Here is a 23,493-nt window from a genome sequence, read left to right as displayed (position 1 = left end):
GCGGTTTCTCTACCAGGTGCGTGCAGCTTGCAGCGCCACTGCGACTTGGGCCAGCCAGAAATTGTCGGCCAGCGGCCGTCCGGTGAGTTCGGCGAATCGGCGCAATCGGTAGTTGATGGTGTTGCGGTGACAGTGCAGTTCGTCGGCGGTGGCCGAGACGGACTGGCCGCGCTGCAGCCAGGTGTCGACCGTGGTGAGGAGTGGTTCGCGCCGTTCGGCTGGCAACTCGAGTACTGGTCCCAGTGTGGTTGTCACCACGGATGCGGCGGCGTCTGGCGAGCTGGCGAGCAAGACCGCGATGACGTCGCGGTTGTAGCGGGTGCTCGGGCGACTGTTCGACGAGGCTGACATGGCGACTTGAGCCTGAGCGCGGGCTTTTGAGCAGTCGGCGATGTCGGTGAAGGGGCTGCTGAGGCCAATCATGACGGGGATGTCGGTGCAGATGGTGGCGGCGATGGTGTCCAGCGCGTCCGCGCGGTTTCGTCGAAGCGATACGACCCCCAATTGCGCATGGGACGTGAGACGAAACCACGAGTCCTGAACGGCGGGCTGCGCCGAGATCAGCGTCTCGATGTCCGGAGGTGAATGCTGCACCGAAGGCTCAGCGCTGGTTGCCGAGATGATCGTGAGCTGTCCCGTCCGCGGGAGACCGAGGGCGGCGACCGCGTCCCAGAACGCTGCCCCGATGCTGGATTCGTTGAACAGCACCGTATCGAGGAGGGCGGCACGAACTTGTTCGTTGCGTCGGGCGTTGCGGATGTCGATTTCGCGGAAAACCGCGTGTGCGCGAAGCGAATTGGCGTTCATCCAGGCGAAGATGGACGGTGTCGCCGCGATGAGGGCTTCCTTTTCGATTTCCCCGGTGTCCGCCAGGCGTGCGAGCTCGTCCCAGATGGTCGCCGCGCCGAGGCGGTAGGCGTGCAACAGACTTGACTGCGTCAGACCTTGGCTGGCGCGGTGATGAATGGCGGAATCGAAGCTGTGGTGGCCGGGGTCAGTGCCACGGTCGATCCATTCGAGCATCTCGTCGAGGTACTCGGCGATGTTGCCCCTAACGGTCTCGCCGTTGTCGTCGTCGATGGGCAAATAGTCGGGTACTTCTGCGCGCAGCCGGGCGAGGACCTTGGTCACGATTGCGCCCGACTGTTGTCGTACGCGATTGGTGAGCACGGTCAGCGGTCGTTGCTGCAACATGTAGCGGATCGTAAATCGCCGCGCCCCGTTGTGCCCCCGCACAGGTTTCGTGATCGTAAATCTGGGCTGCTGTTCATTGTGAAGTTCACGCAGAACGATCACGCTTCTTGCTGTGAACGCCCCCTCCGATCAGACCATCGTTTTGATCCACGGCCTGTGGATGACACCCCTGGCATGGGAGGACTGGGTCGCGCGTTACCGCGCTCGCGGTTTCTCGGTCCTGACACCGGGCTACCCCGGCGTGGCCCCCGGCCCGGCCGGAGTCGCCGCGCTGCGCGAGAACCTCGCACCCTTGGCGGACCTCGGGGTGCGGGAGGTCTTCGACCATCTCGCCGAGATCATCGAGGAACTCGCCGAGCCGCCGATTTTGATGGGCCATTCCTTCGGCGGCACCTTCGTGCAGCTCCTGCTCGATGCCGGCTACGGGCGAGCCGGGGTGTCCATCGACGGTGCCGCCGTCAAAGGCATCAAAGCGCTGCCGTTCTCCGAAGTGCGGGCTACATTCCCGGTATTGAAGAATCCCGCCAACCTGCACCGTGCGGTGCCCATCACGCCCGAGCAGTTCCATTACGCGTTCACCAACACACTCACCGAAGCCGAGTCTGCGAGTGCCTATGAGCGGTACGCGGTTCCAGTACCGGCGCGCATCCTGTTCCAGGGCGGCCTGGCCAACTTCACACACCGCGCGGCCACCACGTACAACTTCGCCAACGACGACCGCGCGCCGCTGCTGTTCATCGCCGGCGGCCACGACCACATCCTGCCGCCCGCTGTGCAGCACGAGAACTACACGAAGAACGCCAAACACTCGGCCGCGATCACCGCCTTCAAGCTCTTCCCTGAGCGAGACCACTTCACTTGCGGCGCACCGGGATGGGAAGAAGTCGCCGACTTCGCCTTGTACTGGGCGCTGAACCCCGTGCCCGGGGAACTCGACTGACTCCTTTCACAACTGCGAACGAAAGCAACGGCCACCCATGACCACAGTGCGCGACGCCATCCTCGACCTGTTCCGCTCACACAATCTGACCACCTGGTTCGGTAACCCCGGCTCCTCGGAATTGGCTCTGCTGCAGGACTTTCCCGACGACTTCCGCTACTTCCTGGGCTTGCAGGAGATGATCCCGGTCGGGATGGCCGACGCCTACGCGCAAGTCACCCGCCGTCCCGCCGTGGTCAACCTGCACACCGCCCCCGGCATGGGTAACGCGCAAGGCCAGATCTACAACGCCTACGTCAACAAGACGCCGCTGATCATCACCGCGGGCAACCAGCGCCGCAACATGCAGAACCAGTACTGCCTGCTGACCAATCACGAACCCACCACCACACCAAAGCCGTTCGTGAAGTGGGCCGCCGAGCCGGCGACCGCCAGCGAGTCCCCGGCCGTGCTGGCCCGGGCCATCCACCTGGCCACCACCCCGCCGATGGGCCCGGTGTTCGTCTCGCTGCCGATGGACGACATGCCGATCGAACTGACCGACGGCCAGCTCGCCGACATCGCGGTGGTGCGCGAACGCACGGTGACCCACGCAACCGGTTTCCCGACCGAGCTGGCCGAGCAGGTCGGCGCACAACTCGACGCCGCCACCTCCCCGGCGATCATTGTGGGCGGCGATATCGACCGCTACGACGCGTATGACGCGGTGATCGAGCTGGCCGAGCGCACCGAATCGCCGGTATACACCGCACCATTGACCGGCTGGAGCGGCTTCCCGGAGAATCACCGGCTCTATCACGGCGCGCTGCCCCCGGGGGCGGGCTGGATCTCCGGGCTGCTCGCGGGCCACGACCTGATCCTCACGATCGGGACGCCGGTGTTCCGCTATTACCCGCTGGTGCCCGGGCCGTACCTGCCCGAGGGCGCTCGCTTGATCCAGATCACCAACGATCCCGACGAGGCCGCCCGCGCCCCCGTCGGTGACGCGATCGTCGCGGACATTCGCGCCGCCACTCGGGCCTTGGCGGCGGCGGTCAAACCCACCCAGCGCTCCGCGCCCGCGCCACGCGCCGCAGTCCCCGAACGGGTTTCGGAGCAGGTGCCGCTGAAGCCCGCGGATCTGTGGACCGCTGTTGCTCACGCCGCACCCGCGGACACGCTATGGGTCAGCGAAGCGGGCAGCAACGAGATCACCATGACCGAAAGCATCCGTCCGGGCAATCCGCGGTCACATCTGTCGGCCGCCGGCGGGGGACTCGGCTGGGGCCTGCCGGCCTCGGTCGGTGCTCAAGTCGCGGCTCCGGACCGGCCGGTCGTGTCGTGCATGGGTGACGGCTCCATCCACTATGCGATCACCGCGCTGTGGAGCGCGGCGCGCTACAACATCCCCCTCACCGTGGTGGTGGCGTCTAACGCCGAATACGGTGTGGTCAAAGAGTTCGGCGTGTGGGAAAAGACCCCGAACGTCCCCGGGCTCGACATCCCCGGCCTCGACATCGTCGCGACCGCGGCCAGCTACGGCGTCGACGCCCACGAAGCGCACAGCTCCGACGAGGTATTCGAACTGGTCAAAGCCGGCATCGCCGACCGCGACCGTCCCACCCTGATCAACGCCCGCACGACACCCGTGCCCGGGGGATTCGGCAGCTAGGAGACTTCTGGTGGACGGCACGATCATTTCGGCGTTCGCCGCGGCGCTTCAGGGCCGCGACGCGGTGGCCGCCGACGAGGCCACCCTGGCCGAACACACCAAAGATTACTGGGGTTTCGGCCGACAACCTGGTCTGGTGTTGCGCCCGCGCAGTCGCGACGACGTCGTCGCCGCCGTCAAAGTTGCTGCTGAACATCATGTTTCGTTGGTTACCCGCGCCGGCGCATCGAACTGCAGTGCCGGAGTCATGGCCGGCGCGGACCGCGTGGTGATCGATCTGACCCAGATGAACCAGATCCTCGACATCAACCCGGCAGCTCGCACGGCTCGGGTCCAGCCCGGTGTCATCAACTTCGATCTGCAACAGCAGCTAGCCCCACACAAACTGGTGTTCTCACCCGACCCGGTATCGGCACATCTGGCTAGCGTCGGCGGCAACATCATCGAAAACGCCGGTGGGCCACACGCTCTCAAGTACGGCGTCACCTACAACCACGTCCTCGGCGTCGAAGCGGTTCTGGCTGATGGCACCGTGATCAACCTCAGCGCGGCCGACGACGGCCCGGATCTGCTCGGGGTGCTGATCGGGTCGGAAGGTACTCTTGCGATCCTCACGGAGGCGACCGTCGCGTTGCGCCCCATTGCGCCGGTCACTCGCAGCCTGATGGGCAGCTTCGACACCGCCCGGGAGGCAGCTGAAACCATCTCCGCGATCATCCGGACCGGGACCGTGCCCGCGGCGGTCGAATGGCTCGACCGAGCCGGCATCAACGGCCTGCAGCAGTTCACCGACACCGGCTATCCCACCGACGCCGACGCGATCGTGCTCATCGACGTCGACGGGACCGCCGCCGAGGTCGACCGCGACGGCGCGATCGTAGAAAAGGTTTTGCGACAACACGCCACCGAGGTGCGCCGCGCCGATGATGACGACGCCCGCGCCAAGCTCTGGTACGGACGCCTGCACGCCCCGGACGCCGTCGTGCACAGCGGCAAAGGCTTCTTCATCGGCGACGTCACCGTTCCGCGCCAACACATTCCGGAGATGCAGCAGGCAATCCAGGACGCCGCCAAACGACACTCGGACGCCCTGCTGTTCATCGCCGTGACCGGACATGCCGGAGACGGGGACCTACACCCGACCACCTTTTACGACAAGGAGAACCCCGACGCGCCCGCGGCTTTGGAAGCCGCCAACAACGAGATCATCGAAGCGGCATTGAAGCTGGATGGCACGATCACCGGCGAGCACGGGGTGGGCACCGAGAAAATCCAATTCATGACGAAACGCTTCACCCCGGTCGAGATCGCCGCGCAACGCATCCTCAAGCGGGTCTTCGATCCCGCGCACACCTTCAACCCCGGCATCATGTTGCCCGAACCCTCACCAGAAGAACCCGCGCTGCCTGCGTTCGAAGCCGCCGTGCGCGCGGCGCTCGAAGGTCATCCGAACACCGCACCGCACGCCGACGGCGACGACACCACGGTCGAGGTCAACACCGGCAACTTGAACCTGGTGGTCGGCGCCGCGGTCACCCTCGGCGACCTGTCGCGCAAACTCCACGAGCAAGGTGTGACCTGCCCGGCCGTCCCAATGGAGGGCCTCGACCGCACCGTCGGCGAACTGATCGCCAACGCGACCGGCCAGGAACGCCTCGAGGTGCGCCACGGGCTGCTCGGCGTCGAGGTCGTCCTCCCCGACGGTGCCGCCGCTGCCCGCTTCGGCGGCCAGAACATGAAAGACGTCGCGGGCTACGACACCAAACGGCTGTTCATCGGCGGGGGAAACGCATTCGGGACGATCACCAGCGCTGTCTTCAAGATCGCGGTCGCACGGTAGACCGATGTCCTGGCAGATGCATGCCATCGCTACCTACGGGCGAGTCGTCCGTCGACCTCGCACCTATGCCACTGCGCGAAGCGCGCGCGCCTATCTCAATCGGCCCAAGAACAGCGGCGGGCCACCGCCTGGGATCGCGACGTCAGCTCGTTACCGTCTGACCCGTGCCACCGTGGGCGGGTTCGATTGCTACACAGTGCAATCGGCGAGCGGTACGCCAATTCCTGCCCGCGGCCCGTCGGTGGTCTACGTCCACGGGGGCGCCTACGTCAACCAGATCGCGCCCGCGCACTGGAAACTCGTCTGCGCGATCGCCGACGCGACCCGGCGCCCTGTGCACGTCCCCCTCTACGGACTCGCGCCGCAGCACCATGCCGAGGAAGCGATCGACTTCCTCGGGCACGTGATCGGCCGAGCCGCGCATGACGGGCCCACCTATCTGGCCGGTGACTCCTCCGGCGGGGGCCTGGCGCTCGCCGCTACCCAGGCGACCATCAGCGCCGGAGCCACCCCGCCGCTCGGGCTCACCCTGATCAGTCCGTGGCTCGACATCGCACTGACCAATCCCGCCATCCCAACCCTCGCCAAGCGCGACCCCTGGCTCGCGGTTCCCGGCCTGCGCGAGTGCGGCCGCGTATGGGCCGGACATCTCCCGGCGGACGACTACCGGGTCAGCCCCATCTTCGGTGCGCTGCACAATCTTCCACCCATCGACCTCTACGTCGGCGACCGCGACATCTTCGTCGCCGACTGCCGCCGGCTGCGGGACACCATCGGCACCGGCCGCATTGCCTACCACGAGCAGCCCGGGGCGATTCACGTCTACCCGCTGCTGCCCGTTCCGGAAGCCAAGCCCGCACGCCGCGCACTGCTCGGCCACATCGACGCCGCCCTCGTCAAAAGTGAGCAATTTTGACGAGTCGCACAGTCGGCCTCCCGCACACCACCACACTCGAAAGCCTGCGCTTCACCACGCTGGTGGCGCTGCCCAACGTGGCCGAGGGCCTCTTCAGCCGCCGACCCGCGGTAACCGCTGCGCTCAACCGAGCCGGTGTCGCCCGCAGCGCACACCGGCTGCTCACCGCGCTGCACCGGCGCTACGGTGACGGACCGATCTGGGTGAAGGTGGGAGGCAAGCCCACGCTGCTCGTCTTCGGCCCGGATCAGATCCGTTTCGTACTCTCCCACGCGCCGGAGCCTTTCGCGTCCGACCCCGAGCCCAAACTCTCCGGAATGAACAAATTCCAGCCGCACGCCCTGACCATCTCACGAGGCGACCATTGGTCCGACCGCCGCCGATTCACCGAGGCTGTCCTGGCGCAAGCCGCCGGTAGCGGCGCGGTCGCCCACCGGTGCGACACCGTCGCGGACCAGGAAGCCCGAGCCATGCCCGACAACCTTGACTGGCCATGGTTTCACAGCGTGATACAGCGAATCGCGCGCCGAATCATTCTCGGCGACAACGCAGCTGACGACCAAAAAATATCGGCGCAACTCGTGACGCTGATGGCCAAAGCCAACCCACCCGGCAGGGGAGACCCCGAGATTTTAGACACCTTCCTGACCGCGCTGAGCCGCTACGCTCAAGCCGCGGACGCACACAGCCTGGTCGGACAATTCGCCGCGGCGCCCGCCTCCGACGTCACGTACCCGACCCATCAAGTCATCCACTGGATGTTCGCGATGGGTGACACCCTGGCCATCAATCTCTGGCGTTGTCTGGCGCTGCTGGCCACACACACCGAGATTCTCCTCAACGCGCAGAACGCAATCGACGAACACAGTGCCCACGACTACCTCGTGGGCTGCCTATCCGAAGCGATGCGCCTCTGGCCCAGCACCCCCGTCTTGGCGCGAACCCTCACCGGGCCCACCAAGTGGGACGGCGAGATCGTGCCCGCGGGAACACAAGTCATGATCGTCAACACCTTCAACCACCGCGACACCAGCCGTTTCCCCGGGGCCGATCAGTTCAATCCCACAGCGTGGACCCAAGGGGCCGCCCAATCGTCGTGGTCATTCAACTTCTTCAGTCACGGCCCGCAAGCATGCCCGGGCGCCGACCTTGCGCTACGAATCGGCGTCGCCGTATTGACGGCCGTCCTCGGCGAGCGCAGCCCGGCGGCGACCGGTGCCAATCTGGACCCACACCGACCGCTGCCACGCACGCTCGACCACTCGCGTGTCGGCATTCGATTGAGACGCCGGCCCTGAAACACAGGCACCGCGCAGACTCGTCGGCCACGCTCAACGCCTTCGGGGTGCGGCCATCGCCGAGCCCCCGCCGGCGATCGAGGTGCCCGGTCACACCCGACTCGACCCCAAAGCTTGACTCGATGTCGAACGGATGTTCGAATAGAGGTCATGCGCTGGGCGGGCCAGGCGGTCGCCGTCAACGGGGACCCCGTCGAGGACGGGGCGCTACCGGGGCTGCAGCGGATCGGCCTCGTCCGCAGCGTGCGGGCCCCGCACTTCGAGGGCATCACGTTTCACGAGGTGCTGTGCAAGTCGGCACTCAACAAGGTGCCGGACGCCTCCGCGCTGCCGTTCCGGTACACCGTCAACGGCTACCGCGGTTGCTCGCACGCATGCCGCTACTGCTTCGCGCGGCCCACACACGAATACCTGGACTTGAACTGCGGCAACGACTTCGACAGCCAGGTCATCGTCAAGACCAACGTCGCCGAGGTCCTTCGCCGCGAGCTGCGCCGGCCGTCGTGGCGGCGCGAGACCGTCGCGCTGGGCACCAACACCGATCCCTACCAGCGGGCGGAGGGGCGCTACGCGCTGATGCCCGGCATCATCGCCGCCCTCGCCGAATCCGGCACACCGCTGTCGATCCTCACCAAGGGCACGCTGCTGCGGCGCGACCTGCCGTTGATCGCCGATGCGGCGCAACACGTTCCGCTGTCGGTCGCGGTGTCGCTGGCGGTCGGTGACCCGGACCTGCATCGCGACGTCGAGCCGGGCACGCCGAGTCCGCAGGCGCGCCTGGGCCTGATCGCGGCGATCCGCGAGGCCGGCTTGGACTGCCACGTGATGGTGGCGCCGGTGCTGCCGCAGCTGACCGACTCGACGGAGCACCTCGATCGGCTGCTCGGCCAGATCGCGGCGGCCGGCGCCACCGGTGTCACGGTCTTCGGCCTGCACCTGCGCGGCTCGACGCGTGGCTGGTTCATGGCCTGGCTGGCGCGCTCGCATCCCGACTTGGTGGCCCGCTACCGCGAGCTTTACCGGCGCGGTGCGTACCTGCCCCCGGATTACCGCGAGATGCTGCGGGGCCGGGCCGCGCCGCTGATCGCGAAATACCGGCTCGGCGGCGAGCTGCGGTCGTTCCGGCGCCCCGTCGCGGCTACCCCGGCGGAGCCGGAACACGTTCAGGCGACGCTGTTTTGACCTAGGCCGGTTTGTCGCGGCGCGGCTTGGTCAGCGTGAACCGGTCCACCTCGGTGACCGCGCCGAACGGCCCGCTCAACGCGTAGTGCGTGGCCTTGATCGAGGTGTTGCCACCGGGCTGGCCCGGGTCCACGTCGAACGCCGCGAACCCATAGGGATTGTCCCGGTCTCTGAACGCGGACCACGGCGCGTCCTCCACGACGTAGATCGGCGGCTTGCGCCCGAGCGCCGGATCGAACGCGCCGACGCCGGTCAGCACACGGCAGCGCGGCTCGGGGAACAAGAACGCGTTGGTGGGCGCGGACGTGCCGCCGCCGCCGATGACGAGATGCACCGTTCCCTTGGTCGCGTCGATGACGTCGCCGCGGGTGTCGACGGGGATCGGTGTGCGGGTGTCGGTCGGCAGTGTTCCGCGCAAGGGGTGCGAGCGCTCGTAGTGGTGTTCGTGGCCGCACACCACCAGGTCGACCTGGTACTCGTCGAACAACGGGAGCCATGCCTCGCGGATTCCCAGGTCGGCGCCGTTGGCGGGCTTGTCGGCGCTGGAGATCGCCGTCTGGTGCATGCACACGACCACCCAATCAATGTCCGGATCACGCCGCGCTGCGGCGAGTTCGGCTGCCAGCCAACGCTTTTGCTCACCACCCGAGTATCCGTGCACGTAGAAGTTGCCGCCGTCCTGAAACGCCACGTCGTCGTTGTTCAGGCTGATCACCCGCACCGAGCCGGCGGTGAACGAATACCAGAGCCCGCGCGTCTCCGGGCTCGAGCCCGTGTCGGGCACCGCGAAGTACGCCTGATAGGCACCGTAACCGATTGGGCCGTTGCCCAATTCGTTTTCGTGGTTGCCTGCCGCCGGCATCCACGGCCGGTAGCGCGCCGAGCGGGTGTTGTTCTCGAACCACGCGGACCAGGTACGGATCCGGTCCTGCGCGAGGTTGGCGTAGCACAGGTCGCCGTTGATCAGATTGAACAACGGCGCCATCCGCTCGACCGCCAGCGTGGTGTCGGCCGACGCGGGCGAGCCGATGTTGTCCGTGCCGTAGCTGCCGTCGGGCATCCTCACCAGCGTCGGCGTGGACTGATCTCCGAAGCTGGTGAATCGGAACGGCTTTCGGCCGGACGGTGCCGTCCTGATGGTGCCCATCTCCGGCTCGGCGCCGTCGTGCACGGCGGCGTACACATAGTCGGTGTCCGGGGCGAGGCCGGTCAGGCGGGCGTGATTCACGCGGACTTCGGTGTTGGACTTGGCATCGCGGTAGGTGCGGGTTTCGGCCGCCACGGTCCGGCCGAGGCCCGACGCCGGCGTGCCGTAGCTGACGCGGGGGTTGCGGATCGCGTCGACGGTGTGCCAGGACACCACCACCTCCGAGGCGGCCTGCCTGCCGAATTGCAGGTGCAGCCCCGTCACCGGCGGCGCGCCGGCGCGGCTCGGCTGGTAGACGAAGGCGGGCGCACCGCGGTGGGACCACACCAAGGCGGCGCCACCCCCGACGCCCGCCCCGAGGGCGGCCGAGACCGCGCTGGTGGTCAACAACCTGCGGCGGCTGATGCCGGGCGCGGCAGCACCGCCGTGGGGCGGTGCGGGTTCGTCGACCACCCCTGCTTCATACCCGAGCGGGGTGAACGTCCGCGGAACGGGCGCGCTAGTGGCTGTGCGGCTCGAGCAGTCCCGCCTGCCCGGTGGAGGGCGGGCGGGCCGCCAGCCACTCGCGGGTGGCCGCGTGCGACCGTTCGATAAGCGTTGCACCGTGGGAGAAGTCGGCCCCGGAGATGGCGACGGGGCACAGCGGGCGGACGACCCGCAGGTCGACCGTTCGCTCGAAGCGTTCGACGTCGACGGCGAGGCGATGGTTCACGGCCAGGGTCAGGGCGTGCAACGCCATGTTGACCGCCGTCTTCGGCGCCGCGGGCAGGGCGCACGAGTAGCCGGTCGGGAGCACCCAGACCCGGTCGGCGCCCAGCGCGACGGCGTGCGACACCGGCGTGTTGTTGACCACGCCGCCGTCCATCAGGTCGCGGCCGTTCACCCGGACCGGTGGAAAAACGCCGGGAATCGCGGCGCTGGCCGCGATCGCGTCCACGGCGTTCCCCGACGACAGCAGGACGTCGCCGCCGGAGACGACGTCGGTGGCCACCACATGCAGGGGGATCGGCGCGTCCTCGAGCCGCGCGAACTCGAGCTTCTCGGCGAGCAGCCGTCGCAACCCGACATTGGGCACCAGGTGCGACCGGCGGCCCAGCATGCCCATCGCGCCTGCGATCGGGTGCGTCGGAAAGATGTCCCTCCGCGACAGCGACGTCCATAGCTCGGCCAGCCCCCGAATCCCCGGGAGATCGGGTCGCGAGGCGATCCACCCGCCGTTGACCGCGCCGACCGACGTCCCGACGATCAGGTCGGGCCGTTCCCCCTCGTCGGCCAGGGCGAGCAGCATTCCGACGTGGATAGCGCCGAGGCTGGCCCCGCCGGACAACACGAAGGCCGTGGGCACAAATGCATAGTAGGGACCTGCGAGCACGCGTAGCGCCGTAACGAATTGGGTAGCGTTTTCGATATGACGAACGTGCGAATAGTGACCACGGGGGTCGCGGTGGCGACGTTTGCGGCCGCCGCAGCGGTGGCCGTCACGCCCGCGACCTCATCCGCGGACCCGGCCGGCCACCAGGTGACTTACACCATCACCGCCACCGGCAACCTCACCGGCAACGTCCGGTACATGAACACCGATCCGCCGAGCCAGGCTGCCTTCGACGCGAACTCGTCGCAGTTCCTCAACAGCGTGCAGACGGCATTCGCCGCGGGGCAGCCGCTGGTGTACAACACGACGTTGAACGACCCGAATAAGTGGGCGTTCGTGAACGCGAGCGGCGGTTGTCACTGGCCGGATTGCGATTCGTCGAACACGCCGCAGATCCAGTGCCAGATCGCCGTCGACGGTCAGGTCGTGGTGACGCAGAGCGCCACCACCGGCGTGACCTGCTCGACGCGGCCCTGGTGAACCGGTAGGTCCGCTCAGCGGTGCACCCGCAGCGCGAGGTAGTACTCGTGCCGCCGGGTGTGGTCGAGCGTGTAGCCGACCGCCCTGGTCACCCCGTCGTGGTCGGACTCCAGCCAGCGTTCGGTGTGCTGGCGTTCGAATTCGGTCCACGACGGCACGGTGAACCGCTCGAGGACCGTGTCGGGATGCTCGAGGCTGTGATAGAGCCCCCAGCTGTGGCCCCCCGTGCGCAGCCGTGAGCGCCGCACCGCGCTCATCGCCTCGACGAAGTCCTGGAGGGTGTCCGTCGCGACGCGGTAGCGCACGGTCACCAGCACCGGTCCGTCGTTGGGGCATGGCTCGAACACGACCATCGGCATCGGCCAGGCCCGGGAGATGTCGCGGCTCAGCTTCCCGGTCTCCGGGCGCAGCCCGAACGGGACGACGCTCAGCGCGGTGACGCCCAGCAACACCGCCGCCACGGTCAACGCCACGCCGAGCCCCTCGCGCGTGGCGACGACACCCCAGAGGTACGAGCCGACCGCCTGGGAGCCCGTGAATACCAGCAGGTACATCGCCAGCCCGCGGGCGCGAACCCAGCGCGGCAGATGCAGCTGCGCCGCGGCGTTCAACGTCGTCAACGTGATCAGCCAGGTCATCCCCGACAACACCAGGAAGGGCGCCGCCGCCGCGAACGGCAGAAAGACCACCGCAAGGGTGGCGGCGCCGTACGCGGCCGCGCACACCGCCAGCAGCGTGTTGGGCGGCACCTTCTGGCGTAACGGCGCCGGGACCGCGACGGCGAGCACCGCGCCCACACCGATGGCGCCCAGCGCCACGCCGTAGCCGCCGGCCCCCAGGTGCCAGGTGGCGGCGGCCGTCACGGGCAGCAGGGCCAGCAGGGCCGAGGCGGGGAAGACGAACAGGGCCGCGCGCAGCAGGATCCTGCGGAAGATCGGACCGTTGACCACGTAGCCCAACCCGGTCAAGATCGCCTGGCCGAGGTGCTCCCGTTCGATGGGCGCGATCTGCTTGGGTCGCCGCCACCCCGCCAGGGCGACGATGATGCCCACGAACGAGATCGCGTTGATCGCGAAGACCGCCGCCGGGCCCGCCACCGCCAGGACGATGCCGCCGATGGCGGGCCCGACCACCCGGGCGACGTTGACCGAGACGCTGGCCAGCGTTGCGGCGGACGTGATCTGCTCGCGGGGGACGACCTCCGGTTGGATCGCCTGCCAGGCCGGCGCCGTGATCGCGGAGGCGACGCCGATCGCCAGGGTGAACAGCAGCAGTGCGGTCGGGGTGAGGCGCCCGAAGTAGGTCAGCCCGGCCAGCGCGAGCGCTACCACCACCGCATACGACTGCAGGACGATCAGCAACCGTCGCTGGTCGAAGACGTCGGCGAGCGCACCGGCGAACAGCGCCAGCACGAGCGTCGGCCCCAGGCTCGCGGTCTGGACCAGTGCGACGACGGTGGCGCTGCTGTGGCCTTCGACCAAGACCCATTGCGCCGCCACGCTTTGCATCCAGGTGCCCACGTTGGAGACGAACTGCGCGACGAACAATGCGCGGAAAACCTGATTGCGCAACGGCGCCCAGACCGATATCTCCCCGCTGTCGGTGCGCTCCTGCGTCATATCCGACATGCGAGCCTTTCGCGTCGTGCGGCGGGGTAGAAGTCTAAGACACGCACCCAACGCGCGCATGACGGCGCGGCGTCACCGCCGGTGTCCGCCTCGTGATCGGCTGGCCGCCGTAATAGACCTCGACGCCGCCGGCGGGCACGAGAAAGATTGGGGCTAGCCCAAATTCGGAGCGGCGAAGGTGTCGCACTTCTTCGGGTCACCGGTCTGGTAGCCGACGGTGAACCAGTGCTGCCGCTGCTCCGACGAGCCGTGCGTCCACGACTCGGGGTTGACCCGCCCCGTCGCTTCCTTCTGGATGCGGTCGTCGCCCACCGACGCCGCGGCCGAGAGCGCGTCCTGGATGTCCTGATCGCTCAGCGGCTGCAGATAGGGCACGCCGGTGCTCTCCTGCTTGACGGTCGACGCGTAGTGCGCCCAGATCCCGGCGTAGCAGTCCGCCTGCAGCTCCGTGCGCACGCCGTTGCCGCCTGCGCCCTTCGCCCCCTGCTGCGAGCGGCCCAGGATGCCCTGCAATTGCTGCACGTGGTGGCCGTATTCGTGGGCCACCACGTACTCCTGCGCGAACGGCCCACCGCTGGAACCGAATTTGTCGACCAGCTCCTGGAAGAAGTCGGTGTCGAAGTACGCCGTCTGGTCAACGGGGCAATAGAACGGCCCCACCGCGGTGGTGGCCGGCCCGCAGCCCGTGTCCACCGAGCCGGTGAACAACCGGACGTGCGGCCGGGTGTAGCCCTGCATCAGCTGCTTCCACACCGCGTCCACCGAGTTGCCGGTGGCGACCACGCGGCACTGCACGTACTTGTTGGCGTCGGCCCCGGTCTTGCACTGGCTCAGGTCGAACCCGGGCGCCGAGTAGCCGCCGGTGTTCGTCTGCTGCTGGTTGAGCACGCGGCCCGGGTCGACGCCCAACAGCAACGCGCCGATCAGGATGAGCAGCCCGAGGCCGCCGCCCCCGACGGCCATCCCCATGCCGCCGCCGCCGCCCGACGACGACGCGGTGCTGGTGTCGATCTGCATACCCTCGTTGAAGCTCATCGCCCGCTCCTAACGTTGCCCGGTTTCGGCGAACCGCGTATCGGTGTAATTGCGCAGGTTGCGCAGGAATCGGCGGAGCCCCAGGTTGAGCAGCGGCCCCACCGCGTACATCGCCAGCCGCGCCGGGCCCGCGGGCTTCTGCGCCATGGTCCACGTCAGCCGGCACCCACCCGGGATGACCTCGACCCGGTAGTCCTCGGCGAATGCCGCGACGGCCTGCGTCGAGCATTCGTTGAACCGAAAAGCCATGTGGCTGAACGGCTCCCACGCCAGATACTCTTCGTTGCCGACCAGGCCACCGCGCATCTCGACGACCCGGGTGGTGCCCACGCCGCGCGGCTCGGGGCTGGTCCAGGTCACCTTGGTGATCACGCTCGCCCAGCGGGGCCAGGACTCCGCGTCGGCGAGCACCTCGAACAGCTGCTCGGGGGTGATCGCGAGGTCGACGCTGTTGCGATACACGAAGGGCGCGCTGTCGATGAAGCTCAGGTCGACGCGGTCGCAGGGGAACATGGAAATAATCTAGCCGGGGCCGTCGCTCGCCGCGGCCAGCAGCGGCACAAGGACGTCGCTGATCGGCGTAGCCAGATCATGGGCGCGGCCCTTGCGGCTGATCACCCCGTTGCGGATGTCCCACTCCATCCGCCGGCGGTTCTCCCGGTCGGCCAGGATCGAGGTGCCCATGTCCTCGGCGACGTGCCGGAACATCTCGGCCAGCTCGTCGACGATGGTGTCGGGCAGCTTGGCGCCCTCGGCCCGCGCGACCGCCAGGCATTCGGCGACGTAGCGCCGCGACAGTTCGGTGACGTCGTCGCGGCGGAACATGCCGGATCGCCGCCCGGACAGCGCCATGAACCCGGCCAGCGCATTGGTGAGCAACTTTCGCCAGGCGGCGGTGACGAAGTCGGGGTCGCAGTCCACCCGGCACCCGGCTCCGCGCAGCAGGTCGGCGACCGTCTGCGCCGCGGGCCCGCTGGGCAACACCAGCGTCGCCTCGGTGCGCAGCCGCACCCAACCCTCGGGCTGGGTCTCCGCCGAGTACCACACGATGCCGGGCACCACCGGCGACGACGGGCAGTGCGGCTGCACCTGCTCGGCCTGCTCCACGCCGTTCTGCAGCACGACGACGATCGTGTGCGGGTCGCACAGCCGGGTCAGCCAGCCCGACGCCGCGTCGTTCTGGGTGGCCTTGACCGCCAGCAGCACGACGTCGACCGGCCCGGTGACCTCGCCCGGATCGGTGTGCACGGGGCCGGGTACCACGATCGGATCCGCGCCGTCCGGCCGCAATTCGATGCTTTCCCGGGGGGTGTGGCCGCACACCAGCACCGAATGCCCTGCCTGGTGAAGCAGCGCGGCGATCGTGGTGCCGACGGCGCCGGGACCGACGAGTGCGATGTTGGTGACGATAGGACCGAAATTACCTCCCTCTAGACTGGGCACTCGTTCCAACCGCGGGAAAGGGAGTGTTTGTGCTGCGCAGCCACGCCGCCGGGTCGCTGAGAAGCAGCGACGCCGGACAGCAGGTGACGCTCGCGGGCTGGGTGGCTCGCCGCCGCGACCACGGCGGCGTCATCTTCATCGATCTGCGCGACGCCTCGGGGGTCGCGCAGGTGGTGTTCCGCAACGCTGACGTGCTGGCGCAGGCGCACCGGTTGCGCGCCGAATTCTGCGTCGCGGTCACCGGTGTCGTCGAGATCCGGCCGGAGGGCAACGCCAACCCGGAGATCGCCACCGGCGACATCGAGGTCAACGTCGCCACCCTGACCGTGCTCGGCGAGAGCGCGCCGCTGCCGTTCCAGCTCGACGAGCCCGCCGGCGAGGAGCTGCGGCTGAAGTACCGCTACCTCGACCTGCGCCGCGACGGGCCGGCCGCGGCGCTTCGCCTGCGCTCCAAGGTGAATGCCGCCGCCCGCGCGGTGCTGGCCGGCCACGACTTCGTCGAGATCGAGACGCCGACGATCACCCGGTCGACGCCGGAGGGCGCGCGCGACTTCCTGGTGCCGGCCCGGCTGCACCCCGGCTCGTTCTACGCCCTGCCCCAGAGCCCGCAGCTGTTCAAGCAGTTGCTGATGGTGGCCGGGATGGAGCGCTACTACCAGATCGCCCGCTGCTACCGGGACGAGGATTTCCGCGCCGACCGGCAGCCCGAGTTCACCCAGCTCGACATGGAGATGAGCTTCGTCGACGCCGAGGACATCATCGCGATCTCCGAGGAGATCCTGACCGCGCTGTGGAGGCTGATCGGCTACCAGGTCCCCACACCCATCCCGCGGATCACCTATGCCGACGCGATGCGCCGATTCGGCTCCGACAAGCCGGACATGCGGTTCGGGCTGGAGCTCGTCGAGTGCACAGAGTTCTTCAAAGACACCACGTTTCGCGTCTTCCAGGCGCCGTACGTGGGCGCGGTGGTGATGCCGGGCGGGGCGTCGCAGCCGCGTAGAACGCTGGACGGCTGGCAGGACTGGGCCAAGCAGCGCGGCCACCGCGGGCTGGCCTACGTGCTCGTCGGAGATGACGGCACGCTGGGCGGCCCGGTGGCCAAAAACCTGACCGACGCCGAGCGCGACGGCCTGGCCGCCCACGTCGGGGCCGAGCCGGGGGACTGCATCTTCTTCTCCGCCGGCCTGCCCAAGCCGTCGCGCGCCCTGCTGGGCGCCGCCCGCGGAGAGATCGCCAGCCGGCTCGACATGATCGATCCCGAGGCGTGGGCGTTCGTCTGGGTGGTGGACCCGCCGCTGTTCGAGCCCGCCGACGAGGCGACCGCCGCCGGGGACGTGGCCGTCGGCTCGGGCGCGTGGACGGCGGTGCACCACGCGTTCACCTCGCCCAAGCCCGAGTACGAGGACGTGGTCGACACCGACCCCGGCGCCGTGCTGGCCGACGCCTACGACATCGTCTGCAACGGCAACGAGATCGGTGGGGGATCGATACGTATCCACCGCCGCGACATCCAGGAGCGCGTATTCGCCGTGATGGGCCTGGACCAGGCCGAGGCCGAGGAGAAGTTCGGATTTCTGTTGGAGGCGTTCACCTTTGGCGCGCCGCCGCACGGCGGGATCGCCTTCGGCTGGGACCGGATCAACGCGCTGCTGTCGCGCGTCGACTCGATCCGCGAGGTGATCGCGTTCCCGAAGACCGGCGGCGGCGTCGACCCGCTCACCGATGCGCCCGCGCCTATCACCGCGCAGCAGCGCAAGGAGTCCGGAATAGACGCCAAACCGGAGAAGGTTGACCGGGCATGACGGAAATGCCTGACACCCAGACCATCAACGCGTTCAACCAGAGCATCATCGACGAGTTCCGATCCAACGGCGGCAAGGTCGGCGGCCAATTCGAGGGCGCCAACCTGCTCCTGCTGCACACAACCGGCGCCAAGTCGGGTGAGCCTCGGGTGTCGCCGCTGGCCTACTTCGACATCGACGGCAAGCTGATCATCATCGGCTCGTTCGCCGGCGCGCCCGTCAGCCCGGCGTGGGTGCACAATCTCCGGGCCAACCCCGCGGCGCATGTCGAGGTTGGCACCGAGGAGTTCGACGTGGCCGCCCACGAGTTGCCGCGCGCCGAACGCGACGCGCTGTTCGACAAGATCACCGCGGCCGCGCCCGGCTTCGCCGAGTACCAATCCAAGACCAGCCGGGTCATTCCGCTGTTCGAGTTGCGGCGCACTTAGGTGTCGTGAACACCTCGCGGCCATCGGTTGTTCTCGCCGCCGCGCGTGCGGGCAACAAACGGCTGCGACTGGTGTGGTTCAACCTGATTCAGACCTCCGTGGCCGCGGGACTGTCGTGGTATCTCGCGCACGATGTCTTGGAACATCCGCAGCCGTTCTTCGCGCCGATCGCGGCCGCCGTGTCGTTGTCGACGAGCAACGTGCTGCGCGCGCAACGCGCCATCCAGATGATGGTCGGGGTAACTCTCGGCATCGGGCTTGGTTCGGTGGTGCAGGCCGTGCTCGGCCCCGGGGCGGTCCCGATCGCGATCGCCGCCTTGGTCGCGCTCGGGGCCGCGGTGTTCATCGGGGGCGGCTTCATCGGACACGGGATGATGTTTGCCAACCAGACCGTGGTGTCGGCGATCCTGGTGTTGGCGCTGTTTCACAGCGGCCTGGGCTGGGAGCGCATCTTCGACGCGCTGATCGGCGGTGGGGTGGCCATCGTGTTCGCCGTCTTGCTGTTCCCCGCCGACCCGCTGAGGGTGCTGCGCAACGCGCGCGTCGGCGTGCTGGGCGTGCTGCACGACGTCTTGTCGCGGGCGGCGGACGTCGCCGTCGGACGCAAGGTGCCGCCATCCGACTGGCCACTGACGGCGGTCGACCGAGTGCACGAACAGCTCAGCGGACTGCTCGAGGCGCGCACCACGGCCCGCCAGGTGGTGCGAGTCGCGCCGCGCCGCTGGGGCATGCGCGACACGGTCCATGCCGCCGACCGCCAGGCCGTACACGTGGCCTTGCTGGCCGGTTCGGTGCTCCAACTGGCCCGCGCCGTCGCCCCTACCGCCGACGGCAGTCGCGACGGGCTTCCGCAGACCGTGCCCACCGTCTTGGTGGTGCTCGCGGCCGCGACCGCCCTCGCCGACGCCGATCCGGCCGGCGCGTGCGCGTACATCGCGTCCGCGCGTCATCACGCTTCGGAATTGCAGTCGATCGCCCGCGAGAAGACGCAGCTGATCCTCGCCGACGTCGTCAGCGCCTGCGTCGACGACCTGCAACGCGTGATCGACCTGCGGCACGTGTGAGGTTCAGCGGGAGTCGGCCAGGAACTCCTGGACCAACTTCCTCGGGGCCTGCGTCAGCCACGCCTCGGTGATCAGCTCCTCGAGGTCGCGGACCGAGATCGCGTCCAGTTTGACCAGCACCGCCGGGTAGCCGTCGAAATGCGGTGTCGTGAAATAGACGTCCGGCTCGTCGGCGATCAGCCCGAACTTGACGCCCTCGTCGGACACCCGCACACCGAGGATGTCGCCGCCGGGCGGTTCCGCGCCCCCGTCTGCCAGCGCCTCGCGTTCGGAGGGGCGCAACGGCCGCTCCCACGCCAGCAACTTCTTGCCGACCCGCCAATCATGCGGGGACGGCTCCGAGGTGAGTGCCAGCTCACGGACGATGCGGGCGACGTCGTACCACGTGGCCACATCTCGATTGTGCTCCCGGTTTGGTCTGCGTGCCGCCGGATCGGCAAACGGTTTCGCGTCGCGGACGGCGCGCAAGCGGCCGGCGTGTGATGTGATCAGCCTTGTGTCTGAAGCTGACGCCGGGACCGCCCGCCGCCACCGAGTCACCCACCGCACCGAGTACCGGTACTCCGACGTGGTGACCGGCTCCTACGGCCGCGGCTTCCTCACCCCGCGCGATTCGGCGCGGCAGCGGTGCGTCGCGCACCGGCTGACCATCGACCCGGCCGCCGCCGACGTCTCCACCAGCGTCGACGTCTACGGCAACATCAGCTCCTACTTCCACGTCACCGAGCCGCACCATGCCCTGACCGTGACCAGCGACTCCATCGTCGACGTCTATCCGCCCGCCCCGGGGCGCTACACCAGCGGGCCCGCGGTGCAACCGTGGGAAGACTCCCGCCCAGTGGGCGGCAGGGGCGCGCTCGCCGCCGAATTCACGCTCGACCTGAATCCGCCCGAGATCACCGACGAGATCCGGGAGTACGCGGCGCCCAGTTTCGCCCCGGGGCGCCCGCTGGTCGACGTTCTGCGTGACCTCGCGTCGAGGATTTTCGCCGACTTCACCTACCGCTCGGGGTCGACGACGATTTCCACTGGTGTCAATGCGGTTCTGGCGGCCCGGGAAGGGGTATGTCAAGACTTTGCCAGGCTGGCGATCGCCTGCCTGCGCGCCAACGGTCTTGCGGCCAGCTACGTGTCCGGGTACCTGGCCACCGACCCGCCACCGGGAAAGGATCGAATGATCGGGATAGACGCCACCCACGCCTGGGCGGGGGTGTGGACCCCGCAGGAACCAGGCCAGTTCGAATGGCTCGGCCTGGATCCCACCAACGACCAGCTGGTCGACGAGCGCTACATCATCGTGGGACGCGGCCGCGACTACGCGGACGTGCCGCCGCTGCGCGGCATCATCTACACCAATTCCGAACACAGCGTGATCGACGTCGCCGTCGACGTGGTGCCGTTCGAGGGGGATGCGCTGCATGCGTGACTTCAACTGCCCCAACTGCGGCCAGCGCCTGACGTTCGAGAACTCCACCTGCCTGAATTGCGGCAGCGCGCTGGGGTTTTCGCTCGAGCAGATGGCTCTGATGGTGATCGCCGAGGAGAACGCCGGCGACCACGCCGGGTTCGTGGACGCCGCCGAGTATCAATTGTGTGCCAATCTCCAACTGGCCGAATGCAATTGGCTGGTGCCCGTCAACAATCCCCGGCTGCTTTGCACGTCCTGTGCGCTGACCACCGTGCGGCCCAACGACGCCGACACCGCCGGTCTGGCCGAGTTCGCCCGGGCGGAGGCGGCCAAGCGGCGGCTGATCGCGGAGCTGCACGAACTCAAGCTGCCGATCATCGGGCGCGACGAGGATCCCCAGCAGGGCCTGGCATTCCACCTGCTGTCCAGCGCGCACGAGAAGGTAATGACCGGGCACGACAACGGCGTCATCACGCTCGATCTCGCCGAGGGCGACGACGTGCACCGCGAGCAACTCCGGGTGGAGATGGAGGAGCCGTATCGCACCCTGCTGGGGCACTTCCGGCACGAGATCGGGCACTACTATTTCTACCGGCTGATCGCGCCGTCGAGTGACTACCTCGCGCGGTTCAACGAGCTGTTCGGCGATCCCGACGCGGATTACCAGGAGGCGCTGGACCGCCACTACAGCCAGGGGCCACCCGAGGACTGGCAGGAGGACTTCGTCTCGTCGTATGCCACCATGCATCCCGCCGAGGACTGGGCCGAGACGTTCGCCCACTACCTGCACATCCGCGACACCCTGGACACCTCGGCGTGGTGCGGCTTCGCGTCGGCGTCGGCGACGTTCGACCGGCCGGCGTTGGGCCCCAGCGCCTTTCAGACGATCATCGATATGTGGTTGCCGCTGTCGTGGTCGCTGAACATGGTGAACAGGTCAATGGGCCATGACGACCTCTACCCGTTCGTGCTGCCCGTCGCGGTGCTGGAGAAGATGAAGTTCATCTACACCGTGATCGACGAGGTGACGTCGGAGTCACGGGGACCGGCCGCCATCGCGGGGTAGGTCGAGACGATGTGCTTCTCCATCACGGCGGACCTGGTGGTGGGCACCGCCCTCGTGCCGGTCGCGGTGGCCAGCCTGCGCGAGGTGAAGCACTGGCGCGAGGTGCCTTTCGCTTCGCTGCCCGCGGTGTTCTCGGTCCACCAGTTTCTCGAGGCGGCGGTGTGGCCCAATCGCTTCGTCTCGGCCGGGGTGGCGGAGTTCGCGATGCACGCCTATGTGTTCATCGCGCTGCCGGTGCTCCCGCTATTGGTTCCGTTGGCGATCCTGATGCTCGAACCGCGCGGCGCGCGGCTGCGGGTTGCGCCGTTTGCGGTGCTCGGTGCGGTGGTGTCGGCCTATCTCGCGATGGTCGTCCTCATCAAGCCGGTCGGGGTGACGAGGTGCCCGCACGCGCTGGAATACCAGACCGCCGCTCGGGAAAGTTACTTGTGGGCAACGCTCTACATTGTCGCGGTCATCGGGCCCGCGTTGCTGTCGGGCTATCGCTCCATTGTGGCGTTCGGATTCGCAAACCTGGTGGGGCTGATCGCGGTCGGCCTCCTCTACTTTGAAGCGTTCGCGTCGTTCTGGTGCATATATGCCGCCGTGCTGTCGGTTTTGGTGCTGGTGCACATGCGACGTCGGCGGCGGTTGCCCGACGAGCACCGCTTCCGGGGTGGTGACCTGGATCGCGCAGCATCGAACGTGTGATTCTCTCAAATCCCTTGTGTCACTTTAGCTTCAACCGTCACAATGCGGGCTTTTTTGTCGGTGGGGGTTTCTAGAGTTTGAGGTATGGAGGCCAGTCGTGAGGAGATCGTCGACGTTATCGACGCGCTCGACGGCGACGCGGACCGCCTGTGCGCCGTGTCTTTTGACGTGCTCACCACCCCGGAACGGTTGCGGGCTTTGGAGCGGGTGGAAAGCGTCGCCCGCCGGCTGCGTACACCCCAGCACGCGCTGATCAATCAGCTGTCCGCGCAGGCCAGTCCCGAAGAGGTGGGCGGCTCGCTGCGGGTGGGGTTGGCCGACCGGTTGCGCATCACCAAGGCCGAGGCCGCCCGGCGCATCGCCGAGGCCGCCGACCTCGGCGAGCGCCGGGCGCTGACCGGTGAACCGCTGGCACCCAAGCTGACTGCGACCGCGGCCGGCCAACGCGCCGGGCGCATCGGCGAGGGCCACATCAACGTGATCCGCGACTTCTTGGCCCACCTGCCGGATGCCATCGACGCCCTGACCCGCCAAGCCGCCGAAGCCGACCTGGCCGCCAAGGCCGCCGGGTATCGGCCCGACGAACTGGCCCGATACGCCCAGCGGCTGAGGGAGTGGCTGCACCCCGACGGGGAATTCAGCGATGCCGAGCGGGCCCGCAAGCGCGGGATCGCCCTGGGCGCCCAGGACTTCGACGGCATGTCGCGCCTGAGCGGGCTGGTCACCCCGGAGCTGCGGGCCGCCATCGAGGCCATGCTGGCCAAGCTGGCCGCGCCCGGGGTGTGCAACCCCGACGACGAAATCCCGGTGGTCGACGCGACACCCGATCAGGACGCGGTGCGCCGCGACACCCGCAGCACGGCGCAACGCCACCACGACGCCTTCCTGGCCGGGCTGCGCGGACTC

Annotated in this window: 22 protein-coding genes; 14 read left to right on the top strand and 8 right to left on the bottom strand. The window is 68.2% G+C overall.

What is annotated here, in order from left to right:
- Positions 1 to 9: 9 nt before the first annotated feature.
- Entirely contained in the window at positions 10 to 1,296 is a 1,287-nt protein-coding gene (locus A9X03_RS04150; RefSeq protein WP_156670050.1) for a CdaR family transcriptional regulator, read from the bottom strand.
- A 10-nt stretch (positions 1,297 to 1,306) separates the two neighbouring features.
- On the opposite strand from A9X03_RS04150, the gene A9X03_RS04145 reads away from it, so the two are divergent.
- The 6 genes from A9X03_RS04145 to A9X03_RS04120 all read left to right on the top strand — a co-directional run bounded on the left by A9X03_RS04145 (position 1,307) and on the right by A9X03_RS04120 (position 9,021).
- Entirely contained in the window at positions 1,307 to 2,134 is an 828-nt protein-coding gene (locus A9X03_RS04145; RefSeq protein ID WP_082954746.1) for an alpha/beta hydrolase, read from the top strand.
- A gap of 37 nt (positions 2,135 to 2,171) precedes the next feature.
- Entirely contained in the window at positions 2,172 to 3,785 is a 1,614-nt protein-coding gene (gene mdlC, locus A9X03_RS04140; RefSeq protein ID WP_067752678.1) for a benzoylformate decarboxylase, read from the top strand.
- Positions 3,786 to 3,795: 10 nt separating this feature from the next.
- Positions 3,796 to 5,625, top strand: a complete 1,830-nt coding sequence (locus A9X03_RS04135) for an FAD-binding oxidoreductase (RefSeq protein ID WP_369827177.1) — start codon at positions 3,796 to 3,798, stop codon at positions 5,623 to 5,625.
- A 241-nt stretch (positions 5,626 to 5,866) separates the two neighbouring features.
- Positions 5,867 to 6,541: an alpha/beta hydrolase fold domain-containing protein gene (locus A9X03_RS04130; protein WP_197499060.1), complete on the top strand. Its 675-nt coding sequence runs from the start codon at positions 5,867 to 5,869 to the stop codon at positions 6,539 to 6,541.
- Positions 6,538 to 7,839 carry a cytochrome P450 gene (locus tag A9X03_RS04125; RefSeq protein WP_068259806.1) on the top strand — a complete coding sequence of 434 codons (1,302 nt, stop codon included), beginning with the start codon at positions 6,538 to 6,540 and terminating at the stop codon, positions 7,837 to 7,839. Before A9X03_RS04130 ends, A9X03_RS04125 begins: the two co-directional genes overlap by 4 nt.
- Positions 7,840 to 7,989: 150 nt before the next feature.
- On the top strand, positions 7,990 to 9,021 hold the full coding sequence (locus A9X03_RS04120; protein WP_067752670.1) for an Rv2578c family radical SAM protein: 1,032 nt from the start codon (positions 7,990 to 7,992) through the stop codon (positions 9,019 to 9,021).
- Position 9,022: 1 nt separating this feature from the next.
- Here A9X03_RS04120 and A9X03_RS04115 read toward each other — a convergent pair whose 3' ends face one another.
- The gene (locus A9X03_RS04115; RefSeq protein WP_067781829.1) at positions 9,023 to 10,621 is read right to left on the bottom strand and encodes a metallophosphoesterase family protein; all 1,599 of its coding nucleotides are present in this window, start codon (positions 10,619 to 10,621) and stop codon (positions 9,023 to 9,025) included.
- A 46-nt stretch (positions 10,622 to 10,667) separates the two neighbouring features.
- Positions 10,668 to 11,513: a patatin-like phospholipase family protein gene (locus A9X03_RS04110; RefSeq protein WP_067781838.1), complete on the bottom strand. Its 846-nt coding sequence runs from the start codon at positions 11,511 to 11,513 to the stop codon at positions 10,668 to 10,670.
- A 63-nt stretch (positions 11,514 to 11,576) separates the two neighbouring features.
- On the opposite strand from A9X03_RS04110, the gene A9X03_RS04105 reads away from it, so the two are divergent.
- Positions 11,577 to 12,020: a hypothetical protein gene (locus A9X03_RS04105; RefSeq protein ID WP_067752663.1), complete on the top strand. Its 444-nt coding sequence runs from the start codon at positions 11,577 to 11,579 to the stop codon at positions 12,018 to 12,020.
- A gap of 14 nt (positions 12,021 to 12,034) precedes the next feature.
- Here A9X03_RS04105 and A9X03_RS04100 read toward each other — a convergent pair whose 3' ends face one another.
- From A9X03_RS04100 to A9X03_RS04085, 4 genes are all read right to left on the bottom strand, one after another.
- Positions 12,035 to 13,639 (bottom strand): MFS transporter, encoded by a 1,605-nt coding sequence (locus A9X03_RS04100; protein WP_067752659.1) that lies wholly within the window; start codon positions 13,637 to 13,639, stop codon positions 12,035 to 12,037.
- Between the two features lie 162 nt (positions 13,640 to 13,801).
- The gene (locus tag A9X03_RS04095) at positions 13,802 to 14,683 is read right to left on the bottom strand and encodes a neutral zinc metallopeptidase (RefSeq protein ID WP_067781826.1); all 882 of its coding nucleotides are present in this window, start codon (positions 14,681 to 14,683) and stop codon (positions 13,802 to 13,804) included.
- Between the two features lie 9 nt (positions 14,684 to 14,692).
- Positions 14,693 to 15,196, bottom strand: coding sequence for an SRPBCC family protein (locus A9X03_RS04090; protein ID WP_067752653.1), 504 nt, complete (start codon positions 15,194 to 15,196; stop codon positions 14,693 to 14,695).
- 9 nt (positions 15,197 to 15,205) lie between these two features.
- Positions 15,206 to 16,093: an oxidoreductase gene (locus A9X03_RS04085; protein WP_197499049.1), complete on the bottom strand. Its 888-nt coding sequence runs from the start codon at positions 16,091 to 16,093 to the stop codon at positions 15,206 to 15,208.
- Between the two features lie 56 nt (positions 16,094 to 16,149).
- Here A9X03_RS04085 and aspS point away from each other — a divergent pair, with 56 nt between their 5' ends.
- From aspS to A9X03_RS04070, 3 genes are read left to right on the top strand one after another with little or no spacing between them, the layout of a single operon-like run.
- Positions 16,150 to 17,931, top strand: a complete 1,782-nt coding sequence (gene aspS, locus A9X03_RS04080; RefSeq protein WP_156736682.1) for an aspartate--tRNA ligase — start codon at positions 16,150 to 16,152, stop codon at positions 17,929 to 17,931.
- Positions 17,928 to 18,359 carry a nitroreductase family deazaflavin-dependent oxidoreductase gene (locus A9X03_RS04075; protein ID WP_067752650.1) on the top strand — a complete coding sequence of 144 codons (432 nt, stop codon included), beginning with the start codon at positions 17,928 to 17,930 and terminating at the stop codon, positions 18,357 to 18,359. Before aspS ends, A9X03_RS04075 begins: the two co-directional genes overlap by 4 nt.
- 5 nt (positions 18,360 to 18,364) lie before the next feature.
- Complete coding sequence (locus A9X03_RS04070) at positions 18,365 to 19,423, top strand: aromatic acid exporter family protein (protein WP_068259803.1); 1,059 nt, start codon at positions 18,365 to 18,367, stop codon at positions 19,421 to 19,423.
- A 3-nt stretch (positions 19,424 to 19,426) separates the two neighbouring features.
- On the opposite strand, the gene A9X03_RS04065 is transcribed toward A9X03_RS04070, so the two are convergent.
- Positions 19,427 to 19,816, bottom strand: coding sequence for an MmcQ/YjbR family DNA-binding protein (locus A9X03_RS04065; protein ID WP_067752644.1), 390 nt, complete (start codon positions 19,814 to 19,816; stop codon positions 19,427 to 19,429).
- 91 nt (positions 19,817 to 19,907) lie between these two features.
- Here A9X03_RS04065 and A9X03_RS04060 point away from each other — a divergent pair, with 91 nt between their 5' ends.
- The 4 genes from A9X03_RS04060 to A9X03_RS04045 form a co-directional block, all read left to right on the top strand.
- Positions 19,908 to 20,849: a transglutaminase family protein gene (locus tag A9X03_RS04060; RefSeq protein WP_231968714.1), complete on the top strand. Its 942-nt coding sequence runs from the start codon at positions 19,908 to 19,910 to the stop codon at positions 20,847 to 20,849.
- The gene (locus tag A9X03_RS04055) at positions 20,842 to 21,897 is read left to right on the top strand and encodes a putative zinc-binding metallopeptidase (protein WP_068259818.1); all 1,056 of its coding nucleotides are present in this window, start codon (positions 20,842 to 20,844) and stop codon (positions 21,895 to 21,897) included. Before A9X03_RS04060 ends, A9X03_RS04055 begins: the two co-directional genes overlap by 8 nt.
- 9 nt (positions 21,898 to 21,906) lie before the next feature.
- Positions 21,907 to 22,587 carry a DUF6629 family protein gene (locus A9X03_RS04050; protein ID WP_068259800.1) on the top strand — a complete coding sequence of 227 codons (681 nt, stop codon included), beginning with the start codon at positions 21,907 to 21,909 and terminating at the stop codon, positions 22,585 to 22,587.
- Positions 22,588 to 22,671: 84 nt separating this feature from the next.
- Positions 22,672 to 23,493, top strand: an 822-nt coding sequence (locus A9X03_RS04045) for a DUF222 domain-containing protein (protein ID WP_156746464.1), incomplete at its 3' end; no start/stop codon positions are given.

Origin of the sequence: Mycobacterium sp. E1715 (assembly GCF_001667625.1) — a bacterium.
GTDB lineage: Bacteria > Actinomycetota > Actinomycetes > Mycobacteriales > Mycobacteriaceae > Mycobacterium.
This window is presented reverse-complemented; position numbering and strand designations above follow the sequence as displayed.

Excerpts from the sequence above, each read along its gene's own strand:
- mdlC (WP_067752678.1), top strand. The coding sequence starts at position 2,172 with ATGACCACAGTGCGCGACGCCATCCTCGACCTGTTCCGCTCACACAAT.
- A9X03_RS04120 (WP_067752670.1), top strand. The coding sequence starts at position 7,990 with ATGCGCTGGGCGGGCCAGGCGGTCGCCGTCAACGGGGACCCCGTCGAG.
- A9X03_RS04105 (WP_067752663.1), top strand. The coding sequence starts at position 11,577 with ATGACGAACGTGCGAATAGTGACCACGGGGGTCGCGGTGGCGACGTTT.
- A9X03_RS04100 (WP_067752659.1), bottom strand. The coding sequence starts at position 13,639 with ATGACGCAGGAGCGCACCGACAGCGGGGAGATATCGGTCTGGGCGCCG.
- A9X03_RS04095 (WP_067781826.1), bottom strand. The coding sequence starts at position 14,683 with ATGAGCTTCAACGAGGGTATGCAGATCGACACCAGCACCGCGTCGTCG.
- A9X03_RS04090 (WP_067752653.1), bottom strand. The coding sequence starts at position 15,196 with ATGTTCCCCTGCGACCGCGTCGACCTGAGCTTCATCGACAGCGCGCCC.
- A9X03_RS04075 (WP_067752650.1), top strand. The coding sequence starts at position 17,928 with ATGACGGAAATGCCTGACACCCAGACCATCAACGCGTTCAACCAGAGC.
- A9X03_RS04055 (WP_068259818.1), top strand. The coding sequence starts at position 20,842 with ATGCGTGACTTCAACTGCCCCAACTGCGGCCAGCGCCTGACGTTCGAG.
- A9X03_RS04050 (WP_068259800.1), top strand. The coding sequence starts at position 21,907 with ATGTGCTTCTCCATCACGGCGGACCTGGTGGTGGGCACCGCCCTCGTG.